This window comes from Aeromonas sp. 603757 (assembly GCF_049171255.1).
Classification (GTDB): Bacteria; Pseudomonadota; Gammaproteobacteria; order Enterobacterales; family Aeromonadaceae; genus Aeromonas; species Aeromonas veronii_A.
The window spans coordinates 21,551-35,868 of record NZ_JAAKOE010000007.1; the positions used below are offsets into that span (position 1 = coordinate 21,551).

Below are 14,318 nucleotides of genomic sequence, written 5' to 3' on the forward strand. Positions count from 1 at the left end.
GGGAGCCTCTTTGCATTGGCGAGCCAATTAGAGGCTCATGATCTTCTTGAACTCCTCCGGCGAATACTTCTTCTCGGTGCGCTTGGTGAGATCCGTCATCAGCTTGTAGCGCAGATCTTTGGCCATCTGATAGGTCTGCTCCAACTGGCCATAGGAGTAGTCGGCGGCCAGCCCGATGGCGGTAGCCTTGTCGCTGGCGTAGGCCTGTTTCAGGCTCTTGTCGAGCAGGGCGACCTCCTTGTAGAGCTTGTTGCTCTCCTTGCTCCAGACGCCGCGCAGCAGCGGCAGGTATTTGTCCGGATCGGCGCTGGCCAGCGCAGTCAGGCTGCGGAACTGCCAGTAGGCGGAATCATCGGAGTAGCTGTCGCTGCCGGTGCGATAGGGCAGGGGATAGTTTTCCAGGGTGTTGTAGAGCGGCACCATCACAGATTCGGCCAGCACGCCGTAGCTCTGCCAGATCAATCCCTGCAGCTCTTTGGGCATCTCCTTGCGCAGCTGGATGACGTGGGATTCCAGCTGGCGATCGACGCGGATAGGCCGCTCCGCCTTGCCCGCCAGCGGCGTACCGTCATAGGTGGCGCTCAGCAGCCTAGCCACGTCCGGCACGGCGATGGGGGCATCCGGCTTCATAAAGAGCGGATATTGCGCCTGCCGGGTCGCCTGTTTGTGGGAGGCGGTCAGCATTTTTTGGCCGAGCCACTCCCGATCCACATTATATGGGTCAGCGATGACCCCGAACGCCTTGGCGAAGTTGAACTCTTTCGGGTCGGCGTTATCCAGCAGTTTGTGTTCACGCACGAACTCCAGCAGCTTGGGCGAGTGCAGCACATCGGCGCTGTCGAGATTGACGCCGTGGATCCGCAGGCCGTTGGCCACCATGGCGTAGCTGTCGTCCGGCACCCGCACCGCGATCCAGTGGTGGCCGGAGCCAATTTCCATCAGCCAGGCTTCGTTCACATCTGCCAGATAGAGGCTGTTGCCCTCACCGGCGCCATATTGCTCCACATAGCGGCCGAGCAGCTCGACCCCCTCTTTGGCCGTTTTGGCCTGTGGCAGGATCAGGGTCGGGATGATGGCTTCAATCACTCCCTTCTCGATCAGCGGATCGGCTTTCTGGGCCTTGTCGTTGACCTCGGCACTGGTGGTGGCCGAGATGGCGACGTTGAACTCGTTGATGCCGCGCTCCTCATAATATTTGCCTGCCGGATCGCTGGTGGTGGCATCCCAGTCGTGGATGGCGGAGTAGGCGAAAAATGCTTTGGGCATCGGCACTTCCAGTCCGTTGCCCAGTTTCCAGACTTTGCCCTCGTTCTGCTGCGCGGGCCGGAAGGCGAGGTACTTGTTCCAGTTGTTGACGCCAAAATCCTCGTTTCTGGCGATCATTACGCTGCCGTCCAAGCTGGCTCCCTTGCCGACGATGAGGCCGGTACAGGCGTCGGCACTGGTGCCAAGCAGGGTGAGCAGGGTGGCGGAGAGAAGACTCAAGGTGTGTTTTTTCATAGGTGTACCCGAAGGGTTGCGGTGAGTGAGAGTCAGACGAGGGGATGAGGTGTGGGGAGGCTGCAACTCCGAACTGGCAGCGGAGTGAGCACGGCAGATTGGTCTGCCTGTTATTGGTTTGACGAACAGATCATCCATGACACGGCTGGCTGGTTGTGATGTGCGCCAAAATTGTATTCCTGAGTGGTTGTTTATTTTGTGATCGAGCTGCGGTTCCTGACTTTTCTCTGGCATCGTGGCGCGTGGACGGCGAAATGTGCCAAAACAGCGTGAGCCGACAGCAGATGAGTCATGATTCTGACGTCAGCCTTGCGTGGGGGGCGTGCTGAGATCCGCCATAGCGCGGGATCTTGCACCATCTGACAAGTTGGCCTGTAACTTGCTGGTTTAATTGATAATGGTGGGGCCTGACGCCCCATGTGACCGGATCAGCCTGTGCCCATTGCCGCAGATGCGCACTGAATTGGAGCCCCCATGGATATCAAACCCTACAGCCAGCAGCTTGCCCAAAGCGCATCCAACAACCGCGCCCTCGCCACCCTCAACAGTGCCAGTAGCGGCGGTCAGGGTGGTGGCTGGGAGGAGATGGTCAGCCTCTCCACCCAACGGATGACCGGTCAGGCCCAGCAGGTGCTGACCTACGAACATCTGGCCAAGAACAACAAGCTGCCGCCGGCGCTGGATATGAGCTCCGACAAGGGGGGCGTGGTGCAGCAGTTGGTGGACAAGGCGCTTGGTTTCGATCGCAAGAAGTTCAACGAGATCGAAGATAAGCTCAAGACCATCGCCGATAACAAGAAGCTGACGCCGGAAGAGCGGGCGGAGCAGAGCAAGCCGCTCAACGAGCAGCGAGAGGCGATGCTCAAGGAGGCGATGGATCGCCTGACCGGCAAGAAGAGCTCATCCAAAGATGAGGCCAAAACTGCCTGATCCTGCCGTTGTTCTGAGATCTACCCGGTCGGCACCGATGGGCCAGTGTCGACCGCCGATGGGCAAGCTTCTGCCACCTCTTTTGACCTCACCTCCCCACAGGCGCACAATGTCCGCGCATTGAGCCAGTCGAGGAGTCCGCCGTGTACAACTTCCAATATGCCAATCCGACCCGTATCTGTTTCGGCGAGGGGCAGATCGCCAGCCTGCCCGAACTGATCCCACCCGGCAGCCGGCTACTGGTGCTCTACGGCGGAGGCAGCATCAAGCAAAACGGCGTCTATGAGCAGTTGACCCGGGCGCTGGAGGGGGTGACGTGGCAGGAGTTTTCCGGCATCGGCGCCAATCCCAGATACGAGCTGTTGATGGAGGCGGTGGCTCAGGTTAAACGCGAGCGCATCGACTTCTTGCTAGCCGTCGGCGGCGGCTCGGTAGTGGATGGCACCAAGTTTGTTGCGGCGGCCGCCTGCTACGAGGGGGATAATCCCTGGGATATCTGCGGTAAACAGGCAAGTGTGCACAAGGCGCTGCCGATGGGCTGTGTGCTGACCCTGCCAGCCACCGGCTCCGAGAGCAATCCCACCTCGGTGGTGAGCCGCGGGGATGTGAAGATCTCCTTCAGAAGCCCGCTGGTGCAGCCGCAATTTGCGGTGCTCGACCCGACCACCACCTACAGCCTGCCGCCGCGCCAGACCGGTAACGGAGTGGTGGATGCCTTCGTCCATATTGCCGAGCAGTACCTCACCTTTCCGGTGGGAGGCGAGGTACAGGATCGGCTGGCAGAAGGCCTGCTGCAGGTGCTGGTGGAGAATGGCCCCAAGGCGCTGGCGGAGCCGACCAACTATCAGGTGCGGGCCAATCTGATGTGGGCCGCCAGTCTGGCGCTCAACGGTCTTATCGGCTGCGGGGTGCCGCAGGATTGGGCCTCTCACGCCATCGGTCATCAGCTGACGGCACTTTACGGGCTCGACCACGGCCAGAGTCTGGCCGTGGTGCTCCCTTCGCTGCTCCGTGAGCGGGCGAGCCAGAAGCAGGACAAGCTGGCCCAGTTTGCCGAGCGGGTGTGGCATTCGACCCGCGAGGACAAGGCCCTGCGCATCGAGGAGGCGATCATCCGCACCGAACAGTTCTTCCAGAAGATGGGACTGGGGACCCGGCTTGCCGACTATGGCCTCAGCGAAAGCTGCATTCCGGCGGTCTGCTCCAACCTCAAGCGGGTGGGGCGCACCGGACTCGGGGAGCAGCAGGATATCGACCCGGATCAGGTGGCGCGGATCCTCGCCCGCGCGCTATAAGCCGGCGCCGGTTTGTGTCCCTGGCTGATTCATTTTCCCAATTAAAGAGGGCCGCTTGTTGCGGCCCTCTTGCATCACGGGTTAGCCGATCACTCGGTGCGCGCCTTGAGATAACCGGCGTAATCCGGGATCTGCACGCTGAAGGCCTGGCGCATATGGGGGCTGTCCATGATGAAGTCGGCGGTCGCCTCGTTGGTGGCGACCGGGATGTTCCAGACTGCCGCGAGGCGCAGCAGTGCCTTCACGTCCGGATCGTGGGGCACCGCATTGAGGGGATCCCAGAAGAAGATCAGCACGTCAATCTTCCCTTCGGCAATCAGGGCGCCGAGCTGCTGGTCGCCCCCCATGGGGCCGGAGAAGAGGCAGGTGATGGGCAGTTGCGCCTTCTTGCCGAGCATGGTACCGGTGGTGCCGGTGGCGTAGAGGTGGTGGAGTTTGAGCTCCTCCTTGCGCCGCATCACCCAGTTCAGCAGGGGGGTCTTCATGTTGTCGTGAGCCACCAGCGCCACTCGCTTGTGGGCCGCCATCTCACGGGCGATCTGTTCCATGGACATCATCCGTAGCAGTGTTGTTTGAATAGAGCCGTATCCTAATCGAAAGCGGCGCCCGTTGCCTTGCTGGGCGCCGTAACTGTGATCACTTCGACTGTTCAATCCACTGCTTGTTCTTCTGCTCCAGCACCGAGATGGGCAGCATGCCGTATTCCAGCACATGGTGGTGGAACGCCTTGAGGTCAAAGCCTCCGCCCAGTGCCTGCTCGGCCGACTCCCGCATCCGGATCAGCGCCAGCTGGCCCGCTTTGTAGGAGGTCGCCTGGCCAGTGTAGGCCATGTATCGCGGTACCTCGGAGCTGATGTCCCCAGCACCCAATGCCGAGTTCTCCTTCATGTAGTTGACGGCCTGATCGTGGCTCCAGCCATACCAGTGGATACCGGTATCCACTACTAGCCGCATCGCCCTGAGCATCTCCTCGTTGAGGCGGCCAAAGTATTGCAACTGGTTGTTGAAGGCGGAAGACCCCTCGACCTTCACGTCTCCCACCGCCGGATCGTAGAGACCGCGCCCCTGATAGAGCCCCATGTCGTGATCCGCCAGATACTCGGTGTAGAGCGCCCAGCCCTCCGCATAGGAGGTGTAGGAGGCGTTAGCCACGTACTGCGGGAAGTCGGGATCCTTGGCGGCTAGCTCCTGGGCGATGGTGATCTGGAAGTGGTGACCCGGCGCCGCCTCGTGGGCCAGCAGGGTGCTGATGTTCCAGCTCTGCAGACCATAGGGGTAGTATGTGTTGAGGAAGAACTGCCCCTTGCGGCCGGTCTGCGGGTTGCCGTCCTGATACCAGGCTACCCCGCCGTATGGCGCATCTTCATAGGAGACGGGCACCACCTCGTAATCCAGTTTGGGAATGGTACGTTCGGCATCGAAGAAGTCTGGCAGCACCAGTGCTGCTTTGCTCTTGAAGACGTTGTACTCCTGCAGTGCCCGCTCGTGTTCGGCCAGCGCCTGCTGCTGTGGCCCGCTCAACGTCGCCCTGGCTGCATTGTCCGGGTTGAGGCCGGCGGACCAGACCTCTAGCGGGTTCTGATAGAAGAAGGTCGGCTCGTTCAGATAGCGGAAGAAGGCGTAGATCTGGCCGCTCTGCTTGCTCTGGCTCACGTCGTCGCTGTCACACTTGCCGACGGAATGGCATACCTTGACCATGGCAGCGAAGATCCGCTCTACCTCGCTCAATCCCAGCTCATGTACCTGCTCGGGTGTCATATTGGTGGTGGTGTGCTTCTTCAGCAGCCAGCGATACCAGTCTCGCCCGTTGGTCATGCCGCAGAAGCCATCATCACACTCGCCACTACCCAAGCGCACTGCATAGGCGCCGCCATGCTGGTAATCCAGATAGTCGCGCAGCGCCAGATAGCGGGTGTTGATGCTGTCCAACACGGCTTTGTAGTCTGCTCGCAGTGTGGCATCGGCATCCCCCGGCAACTGCTGCCAGCCGAGGTTGGAGCCGGCGATCGCCTCCCCATCCAGCTTGCTGTTGAGCTGGGCCAGCAGCCGGTCTACCAGCTCATCAGGCAAGGTGTTGCCTTGAACACTGGCCAGCTCGAACTGGTGTTTCACCTCGGCAAGATAGACATCATAGGCCTTGAGCCAGGTGAGGTGTTCCTGATACCAGGCCAGCGGGGTCATTGTTGTCTTTGCTCGAGTTGCCATTGCAAGTGCCGGAGCTGTGTCTGTGCGGTCGAGATCCCGTCGCCATGCGCCATCACCCGGCGTGACCCTGTCGGCCGAGCTGTGCTCGAAATAGTCGAAGTCACCGCTGACGGTGCGAGCCGCTTTGCCGCTGGCAGGGGCTGCTCCGACGTCATCTGCCAGATCCACCACGCGGTTGCGGAAGTGATGGATCGGGATCTGGGATTGGGGTAAATCGTATCCTTCAAGATTGATCTGCAAGTCCCAGCGGATCATGTCGTAGAACAGCCGATCCCGCTCACTTAGCACCGTGGGATCCAGAGCATTCAGTCGTTGGAGCAGTGAGCTGTCGAGTGCTTTGCGCTTGGCGATGCTGGTGGCATCGATGGCAAAACCGTAGGGGTCGAGCGACTGGCTCTCTCGCAGGGCTTCATCCATGGTCTGCATCAGGGATGCCTTGGTGGCTGCGGGATCTGCAGGTGCGTTCGAGCTGTTGTCATTGCAGGCGGCAAGAGACAGGGCAATGGCGCAGGCTAGCGCGAGCTTGTTGGGTAGGAAGTGCATGATTTAGTCCTTTCACATGTTGTTATTGTATGTCCCTGTGAGGGGCCCCAATAGTGCAACTCCCAAGCGTCTGTTTTTGCGATCTGAATAGCAAAAATACGCTTATTTTTCATGCTGATAAGTGGCGTGAAAAGCTATGCAGCCAGACATTAAAAAACCCGCCTGAGCGGGTTTTTTAACCGTTTTTTCATGCCATAACTATTCAGGATGAACCATGGTGCAGTTGCGACTGCTGGTAGTTCTCCAGCCCGATGCGATCGATAAGGTCTAGCTGGGTCTCCAGCCAGTCCACGTGTTCCTCCTCATCCTCCAGGATCTCCTGGAACAGGTCGCGGCTGATGTAGTCCTGCACCGACTCGGCATAGGCGATGGCTACCTTGAGGTCGGGGATGGCATCCATCTCCAGCGAAAGGTCGCAGCGCAACATCTCTTCGACGGTCTCGCCGATGCGCAGCTTGCCCAGATCCTGCAAATTGGGCAGCCCTTCGAGAAACAGCACGCGCTTGACCAGCTCGTCGGCGTGTTTCATCTCATCGATGGACTCGTGATACTCCTTGTGCCCGAGCGCCTTGAGGCCCCAGTCATCGTAGATGCGGGCGTGCAGGAAGTATTGGTTGATGGCAATCAGCTCATTGGCCAGCACCTTGTTGAGGTGGGCAATGATCTTGGGATCTCCTTTCATCGACAGTGCTCCTTGGTTCGTGCCTGAGGCTTCGATCGTTAGAGCTTAGTCCAGAAAAGTGACAACAAGAGGTCTGGCGAGCCAGCTCGCCTGAGAAAAGGGGTGACCCTGTTGTCGGGTCGCATCAGAAAAGAGGTGTCCGGATCAGGCCACTTCGTAGTAGAGCACGGGTTGCTCCTGCTCCATCTTGTCGAGTTCGGCGGCGATGATCTCCATGGTCATGCGCACGCATTTGCCACATTGGGCGCCCAGCTCGAGCGACTGCTTGAGCTGGCGGAATTCGCTTTTACCTGACTGCACCGCTTTGCGGATCTGGGTATCTGTGATGCCGCGGCACAAACAGACGTACATGATGGTCACCTCTTGTGGAATGAGATGAAATCTAAATGAGAATGGTTCGTAGTGCAAATAACCATTGGTAATAAGATCCCCTGCTTGCCACTGTGCAACCCCTTGGGGACAATGCTGGCAACCAGAGGAGATCACCATGCTCAAGAAACTGTTCAGCGCCCTGTTCGGGGGCGAGCCGACCAAGGCGCCGGAAGTCACTCCCACCGAATATGCCGGCTATCTAATCTATCCGGAACCCATGGCAGAAGGTGGCCAGTACCGACTGGCGGGCCGCATCACCAAGGAGCTGGACGGCGTACTGCTGACCCACCGCTTTATCCGCTCCGATCTGTTTGCCAATCCGGCCGATGCCGAGCGTTTCATGGTGCAGAAGGCCCACATCTTTATCGATCAGATGGGAGATCGCATGTTCGAGCCCCGCAAACCGGCTGACAGCCAAGCTTCATGACACTGCAAGAGGTCACCCTGCTGCGCGAGGCGCTGGCCCGCGCCGGTGAGCGACGCCTGATCTGGCTGGAGGGGGAGGAGGCCGACTGCATTGCCCGCGCTCAATCCCTGCTCGGCGAGACCGTCTTCTGGCTGGGCGCCGGGCCCGAGCATTATGCTCCGCAACCCGCCGCCAAGGCGCTGCAGCGGCTCGGTCAGGAGTGCGACACGCTGGTGTTCAATGCCTTCAGCGGCTTTCATCCCGACGCCTTCGGGGCGCTGGCGGGTACTCTGTGCGCCGGTGGCTTGCTGTTGCTGCTGACGCCGCCCAGAGAGAGCTGGCCCGCATGGCCGGATCCCGACCGGATTCGGCTGGTGGCCCAGCCGGAGGAGGCCGGTCGGGCTGGTCACGGCTTTATCGCCCGGCTGGTGCGGTTGCTGGCGGGGGAGCCAGCCCTCTCGCTGGAGCCGCCGGTTTGCTCGCAGCCGTGGCAACCGATTGGGCCCGAGCGCAGGCTGAGCAGCGATCAGGCACGGGCACTGCCCGCCATCCACAAGGTGTTGCATGGTCATCGCCGTCGGCCGCTGGTGCTGAGCGCCGACCGCGGTCGTGGCAAGAGTGCGCTGCTGGGGCTGGCTGCCGCCGAGCTGCTGCGCCAGCAACCCTCGCTGAACATAGTGGTGACGGCCCCCTCGCAGGCAACGGTAGCGACCCTGTTTGCCCACGCAGCTCGCGGGCTAGATACCACGCCTGAACAGCTGGCCGGACTGAGCTACTGCTCGCCGGATCGGCTGGTGCACGAGGCGATGAATCCCGATCTGCTGCTGGTGGATGAAGCGGCTGCCATTCCGACCCCGCTGCTTGAGGCTATGCTGGCCCGACACAGCCGCATTGTGTTTGCCACCACCGAGCACGGTTACGAAGGGACGGGGCGCGGTTTTCACCTGCGCTTCAAGCGTGTGCTCGATAGCCAGACCCCGGAGTGGCAGGAGATCCGCCTCTCTGAACCCATTCGCTGGAGTGAGCGTGATCCACTGGAGCCGCTGATTTTCCGCCTGCTCGGCCTCAATGCCGAAGTCGCAACTCCCTTGCCGCCGACCAGCCCGAGCTGGCGTCTTATCTGTCAGGAGGCGCTGGCGAGCGACGAGGCGTTGCTCAACCAGCTGTTCGGCTTGCTGGTGCTGGCCCACTACCAGACTACGCCGAGCGATCTCAGATCCCTGCTGGAGAGTCCGGATCTGGACATCCATCTGCTGGAGCAGGATGTGTGCCTGCTGGGAGTGGCGCTGGTGGCGCGGGAAGGGGAGATAGATCCCGAGCTGGCCGAGGCGATCTGGGCCGGGCGTCGTCGTCCGCGCGGCCATCTGCTGCCCCAGTCGCTGCTAGCTCATGCCGGTTTCAAGACTGCGGGGGGGCGCAGCTACGCCCGGGTGATGCGTATCGCCATCCACCCCGAGCTGCAACGGCACGGTCTGGGTTCACTGCTGCTTGGCAAGCTTGAGGAGCACTATCGCCAGATTGGCACCGACTACCTCGGCTCGGCCTTTTCGGCCAGCGCCGACCTGCTCCCCTTCTGGCGCAAGGCAGGGCTGGAGGTGCTGCGCATCGGTCTGCAACGGGATGCCGCCAGCGGCTGCCACGCAGCCCTGCTGCTAAAGGCGCTGAAACCCGAGCATGAGCCCGAGCTGGATCAGTGGCAGCAGCGTTTCATTCGCCAGTTGCCTACCCTGCTGGCTGGTGAGTTGAGCGAGCTGGATCCCGAGCTGGTATGGCAATGTCTGCAAGGCAGTACCGCTACCGCAGCGGAGCTTGGCGAGTTCGAGCGCGACGAGATTGAGTGCTTTGCCCTGCATCACAAGCCGTTCGAACTGAGCCAGTCGAGCTTGCAGTTATGGCTGGCACGCCATCTGGCTGTGCTGGCTTCACTGACTCCTGACGAGCGTTATCTGCTGATAGCAGCCATCTGGCAATATGCCGACTGGGGAAGACTGGCTGCGAGGTTGCAACTGGCGGGCAAGCCGGCCGTGATCAAGAGTTTGCGGGCGCTGCTGGCGCGTCTCTTGAGTTCCTCTACCACTCGATAGGGTTGCCCTGCCAGTCGAGAAAGCTCAGTTCGCCATCCGGTTGTAGCCGGTTCATCAGGTTAACCAGATGGTTGGCTACCTGCTCGGGACTCTGCACGTTTCCCGCCGGTACATTGGCGTGAAACGGGCGGGAGAGCGGGGTATCCACTGTGCCGGGATGGAAGGCCAACAATTTGACGCCTGGGGCCCGCCGGGCCAGCTCGATGGCGGCACACTTGAGCAGCATGTTGAGGGCAGCCTTGGATGCGCGATAGCCATACCAGCCGCCCGCTCGGTTGTCGCCAATGCTGCCGACCCGGGCACTGAGAACGGCCAGAGTGCAAGGCTCGCGGCCAAACAGCGGTAACAACTGGCTGAACCAGCACAGCGGCAGCAGTGCGTTGGTCTGGTAGAGACGGGTCATGGCATCAAGATTGAGTGATTCGAGCCGCTTCTCCGGCTGGATCTCCCCCTGATGCAGGATGCCGTTGCAGATCACCACCCTGTGCGGTTTCGGTGCCAACTCCGCGATGCGGGCTACCGCAGTTGCCATCTGCTCATCGCTGTAATCACAACATAGCCAGTGCAGGGCTGGCGAAGAGGCTCCTGCTGGTGCGGGCTGACGGCTGATGGCAATCACTGGCCCGACACCCGCCGCCAACCAGTGTGTCACCAGAGCCGCCCCGATCCCGCCAGAAGCGCCAATCACGACGATACCTTCACTCATCTCAGGTTCCTTGTAAGTACATGATGGATTTCACCATCCGCCAATGTTGTCCTGATTGGCAGATACGATCCCGCCAGCCTGCGGGATCAAGCGGTTAACGATGCAATCTTGCCGAGATCCGAGCCGTTGGGTGAATTCCATTCCTATACTGAGGGAAAACCGCAGCGGTCTGCTGCCCGCGCAACCAGAATGAGAGTCACCATGATGTCCAAAGATGGGGAAGAGCGTAAATCTATCCTGACCGAAAGTGGCACCAACGAGCTTGAGATCATCGAGTTTCACCTCAAGAAGCAGCTACCGGACGGCCGTGAAAAAACCGCTTATTACGGGATCAACGTCGCCAAGGTGCGCGAGGTGATCCGGGTGCCGGAGACCACAGATTACCCCAACGCCCAGCGTCATATGGTGGGGGTCTTCTCCCTGCGGGATCGCCTCATCCCGCTGGTGGATCTGGCGGGCTGGCTCGGCATCAAGACCAACCCTGACCCCAGCCACAAGGTGGTGATCGTCACCGACTTCAACAAGATGGCCAACGGCTTTCTGATCGATAGCGTCAGCAGGATCCACCGGGTATCCTGGGAGGATGTGGAGTCCCCCAGCCAGTTTCTGGAGGCGGGGGAGAACGACTGCGTGGTGGCCGTGGTCAGGCGCGATGGCAACCTCATCATGATCCTCGATTTCGAGAAGATCATCGCCGATATCAACCCCGAGCTCAGCATGGAGAAGTACGACGTCACCCAAGATCGCAAAGTGCTTATCGACGATCGCATGATGGCGCTGCGACAGGGCAAAACAATTCTGGTGGTGGACGACTCGGCCTTTATCCGCAAGATGATCGAGACCACCCTGCGCACCGCTGGCTACAACGTGATCACGGCCAAGGACGGGGGAGAGGGGCTGGAGATGATGACGGATTTCGATCGTCTGGCCCAGGAGGAGAGAATGCCGGTGACCGGCTTCGTCAATGCGGTGATCACCGATGTGGAGATGCCGCGCATGGATGGTATGCACCTGCTCAAGCGGCTACGGGATACCCCCTCCTACAAGGATATGCCCATCGTGATGTTCTCCTCTCTGATGAGCGATGACAACCGCCAGAAAGCGCTGCAACTGGGGGCCAACGATACCATCACCAAGCCCGAGATAGGGCGCATGGTGGGGATGATGGACCATATGCTGCTGGGGATCGCCCCGCCTTCGCCAGCCAACAACATCTGACCTGCCGTTAACTTGCCATTGGCCGGTCGAATCCACTGACCGGTTGCCTCAAGCGGCCACTCCTTGCCAAGGGGTGGCCGCGCTGTTTTGGCTGTTTGCTGCGATTCCAGACGCCCCTTGTCTCCCGGATATGATTTATGTAATGATAATTATTATCATTTGTTGGTGTGAAGTATATGACAGCAACCTGGGTGAAGGGGTGGGTCGAGTCAACCGAAGGTGGCAGCAGCATGAGTCACTGGAAACAGCAGACTCGAGAGGGTAACCGGCTGTTTGACTGCGGCGAGTATCATCAGGCGTTGGCCCATTATCAGCAGGCGCTCTGGCTGGCTCGTCAGCAATTGGTGCAGTGGCATGACGCCGATGAGGCGGTGGCTGCGCTGGTTGTGGCTCACCACAATCTGGCGGATCTGCTGGTGGCCATGACTCTGTCCGATCGCGCCGCCGACCTGCTCTGCTATGTGCACGACTGCCTGCTGGCGACCTGTCACTCCCCCGCTTGCTCCTCTCGCCTGCGAGAGGCGGCTTTGCGCCATACCCGCACAACCAGTGCCGAGTTGCTGACGTTCGTACAGCGCCACGGCAGCCACGCCGGGATCATGCGTTCGCTCGGTCACTGCCTGTGTCAGAGCGAGCCCTCATCCCGGCTCCATTAATCCGAACAGAGGTCATCATGAGCCATACCCTGCCTGCCCTGAACTATGCCTACGACGCACTGGAACCCCATATCGATGCCCTGACCATGGAGATCCACCATAGCCGTCATCACCAGACCTATATCAATAACCTCAACGCCGCACTGGAAGGGGCGCCAGAGCTGGCTGCACTGCCGGTTGAGGATCTGCTGCGCCGCTTCGATACTCTGCCCGCCACCTTGCAAGGGGCGGTCCGCAACCATGGCGGCGGCCATGCCAACCACTCCCTGTTCTGGCTGGTGATGAGCCCGCAGGGGGGCGGTGAGCCAGGCGGTGAGCTGGCGCTGGCCATCGAGCGGGAATTGGGGGGATTCGATGCTTTCAAGCAGGCCTTCACTCAGGCGGCCCTGAGCCGCTTTGGTAGCGGCTGGGCCTGGCTGGTGGTGGACAAGGCGGGCAGATTGCAGGTGGAGAGCAGTGCCAATCAGGATAGTCCCCTGATGCATGGCCATACCCCGATCCTGGGGCTGGATGTGTGGGAGCACGCCTACTATCTCAAGTACCAGAACAAGCGTCCTGACTATATCGCAGCCTTCTATCAGGTGGTGGATTGGGCCGAAGTGGCCCGCCGCTATCAGGCGGCGCGAGGCTGACCTGTCGCTGGGTATGGGTGTGCAGGCTCACCGCCACAACCCGCGCTGTAATAGCAAGACCCGCCAGTTGGCGGGTCGTCTGTTTATGGTGTGGCTGTGCTGGCGCTGGCGGCTGAAGAGGCCACCGGCAACGTGGGCAAGGCCGCGCTGGGCATCTCGGCGGCGGTTTCTGCCGCGGATTTGGCGGGAGTGACCGGCTCAGTCGTTGCCGCAGCGGATAAAGCTAGCGTGACTTGTTCCGTCACGGCCGAGGCTGATGGAGTAGCAGACTCGGTGGCAACCGCGGCAGAGACTGCCGCTGGCTTTGCCTCATCCACAGCCGGTTTGGGCTGTTTGAGGCAGGGTTGCAGGCTGCCGATGGTGCTCAGTGACTGGCAAGGCACAGGCAGACCGATGGGGACCGGTGCCCCGAGAAACTTGGGCCCCTTGTCCAGTACATAGAGGTCGAGCAACCCCATCAGGCGGGCAAAGACTTCCCGCACCCGGGTGCGGATCCCCTGATAGGCGCTGGGGTCCTCGGCATTGAAGCCGACCGCATCGATACCGAAATGGCGGGCGATGAAAATGGCCCGCTCGTTATGAAAGCCCTGGGAGACCACGGTAAAGCGCTCCTGGCCGAACACCTCCTTGGCGCGAACCACTGAGTCGAGGGTGCGGAATCCGGCGAAATCCATATAGATGGCGGAGGCGGGGATGCCCGCCTTGATCAGGGCGCGGCGCATCTGGCGTGGCTCGTTGTACTGCACGGTGGCGTTGTCACCGGAGACGATGATGAAGTCCACCTTGGCATTGTTGTAGAGCTCGGCCGCCGCCTTGATACGGTATTTGAAGTAGTGGTTGGGGCCGCCACCGGAGAGATATTTGGAGGTACCCAGCACCACCGCAACCCGGTTGTAGGGCACCTTGTCCACCCGATCGTAGGTGTAGTGACGGGCATCCGAGACGATCCACTCGCTGTAGCCCAGCAGCATGGCAATCAGGGCCAGCAGCAAAACGAGGCAGGCGAGGAGGATCTTGGCAAACTTCTTCATGCGCGGTGCGGTCAGGGTCTGAAGTTGGGAATGGCTATCGGCATTCTATTACAACTCG

Annotated in this window: 14 protein-coding genes; 7 read left to right on the top strand and 7 right to left on the bottom strand. The window is 60.6% G+C overall.

Features of this window, described 5'->3' with window-relative positions; all coding sequences use genetic code 11:
* Positions 1 to 27: 27 nt before the first annotated feature.
* Entirely contained in the window at positions 28 to 1,500 is a 1,473-nt protein-coding gene (locus G5332_RS08560) for a C69 family dipeptidase (protein WP_421249518.1), read from the bottom strand.
* 474 nt (positions 1,501 to 1,974) lie between these two features.
* On the opposite strand from G5332_RS08560, the gene G5332_RS08565 reads away from it, so the two are divergent.
* Together G5332_RS08565 and G5332_RS08570 are read left to right on the top strand one after the other, a co-directional pair.
* A complete protein-coding gene (locus G5332_RS08565; RefSeq protein ID WP_150389782.1) occupies positions 1,975 to 2,430 on the top strand; it encodes a hypothetical protein in 456 nt (151 codons plus the stop codon).
* A gap of 143 nt (positions 2,431 to 2,573) precedes the next feature.
* The gene (locus tag G5332_RS08570) at positions 2,574 to 3,725 is read left to right on the top strand and encodes an iron-containing alcohol dehydrogenase (RefSeq protein ID WP_421172279.1); all 1,152 of its coding nucleotides are present in this window, start codon (positions 2,574 to 2,576) and stop codon (positions 3,723 to 3,725) included.
* A gap of 89 nt (positions 3,726 to 3,814) precedes the next feature.
* On the opposite strand, the gene G5332_RS08575 is transcribed toward G5332_RS08570, so the two are convergent.
* The 4 genes from G5332_RS08575 to G5332_RS08590 all read right to left on the bottom strand — a co-directional run bounded on the left by G5332_RS08575 (position 3,815) and on the right by G5332_RS08590 (position 7,506).
* Positions 3,815 to 4,273: a methylglyoxal synthase gene (locus G5332_RS08575; RefSeq protein WP_287975221.1), complete on the bottom strand. Its 459-nt coding sequence runs from the start codon at positions 4,271 to 4,273 to the stop codon at positions 3,815 to 3,817.
* Positions 4,274 to 4,361: 88 nt separating this feature from the next.
* The gene (locus G5332_RS08580; protein ID WP_227341873.1) at positions 4,362 to 6,473 is read right to left on the bottom strand and encodes a DUF885 domain-containing protein; all 2,112 of its coding nucleotides are present in this window, start codon (positions 6,471 to 6,473) and stop codon (positions 4,362 to 4,364) included.
* Positions 6,474 to 6,675: 202 nt separating this feature from the next.
* Entirely contained in the window at positions 6,676 to 7,155 is a 480-nt protein-coding gene (bfr, locus tag G5332_RS08585; RefSeq protein WP_005335967.1) for a bacterioferritin, read from the bottom strand.
* A 144-nt stretch (positions 7,156 to 7,299) separates the two neighbouring features.
* Positions 7,300 to 7,506: a bacterioferritin-associated ferredoxin gene (locus G5332_RS08590; protein WP_421267754.1), complete on the bottom strand. Its 207-nt coding sequence runs from the start codon at positions 7,504 to 7,506 to the stop codon at positions 7,300 to 7,302.
* A gap of 136 nt (positions 7,507 to 7,642) precedes the next feature.
* On the opposite strand from G5332_RS08590, the gene G5332_RS08595 reads away from it, so the two are divergent.
* Together G5332_RS08595 and G5332_RS08600 are read left to right on the top strand one after the other, a co-directional pair.
* On the top strand, positions 7,643 to 7,954 hold the full coding sequence (locus G5332_RS08595) for an HlyU family transcriptional regulator (protein ID WP_421267755.1): 312 nt from the start codon (positions 7,643 to 7,645) through the stop codon (positions 7,952 to 7,954).
* On the top strand, positions 7,951 to 10,017 hold the full coding sequence (locus tag G5332_RS08600) for a tRNA(Met) cytidine acetyltransferase TmcA (RefSeq protein WP_421311228.1): 2,067 nt from the start codon (positions 7,951 to 7,953) through the stop codon (positions 10,015 to 10,017). The genes G5332_RS08595 and G5332_RS08600 overlap by 4 nt, the downstream gene beginning before the upstream one ends.
* Here the strand turns inward: G5332_RS08600 and G5332_RS08605 are convergent.
* Positions 10,004 to 10,723 (bottom strand): SDR family NAD(P)-dependent oxidoreductase, encoded by a 720-nt coding sequence (locus tag G5332_RS08605; RefSeq protein WP_227341876.1) that lies wholly within the window; start codon positions 10,721 to 10,723, stop codon positions 10,004 to 10,006. The genes G5332_RS08600 and G5332_RS08605 overlap by 14 nt on opposite strands.
* A 201-nt stretch (positions 10,724 to 10,924) precedes the next feature.
* On the opposite strand from G5332_RS08605, the gene G5332_RS08610 reads away from it, so the two are divergent.
* The 3 genes from G5332_RS08610 (at position 10,925) to G5332_RS08620 (ending at position 13,229) form a co-directional block, all read left to right on the top strand.
* A complete protein-coding gene (locus G5332_RS08610; RefSeq protein WP_227341877.1) occupies positions 10,925 to 11,941 on the top strand; it encodes a chemotaxis protein in 1,017 nt (338 codons plus the stop codon).
* A gap of 176 nt (positions 11,942 to 12,117) precedes the next feature.
* Positions 12,118 to 12,597 (top strand): hypothetical protein, encoded by a 480-nt coding sequence (locus tag G5332_RS08615; protein ID WP_421249519.1) that lies wholly within the window; start codon positions 12,118 to 12,120, stop codon positions 12,595 to 12,597.
* 17 nt (positions 12,598 to 12,614) lie between these two features.
* Complete coding sequence (locus tag G5332_RS08620) at positions 12,615 to 13,229, top strand: superoxide dismutase (protein WP_064341604.1); 615 nt, start codon at positions 12,615 to 12,617, stop codon at positions 13,227 to 13,229.
* An 83-nt stretch (positions 13,230 to 13,312) separates the two neighbouring features.
* Here the strand turns inward: G5332_RS08620 and G5332_RS08625 are convergent, their stop codons facing one another.
* Entirely contained in the window at positions 13,313 to 14,260 is a 948-nt protein-coding gene (locus G5332_RS08625) for a SanA/YdcF family protein (protein ID WP_227341879.1), read from the bottom strand.
* Between the last annotated feature and the right edge of the window lie 58 nt (positions 14,261 to 14,318).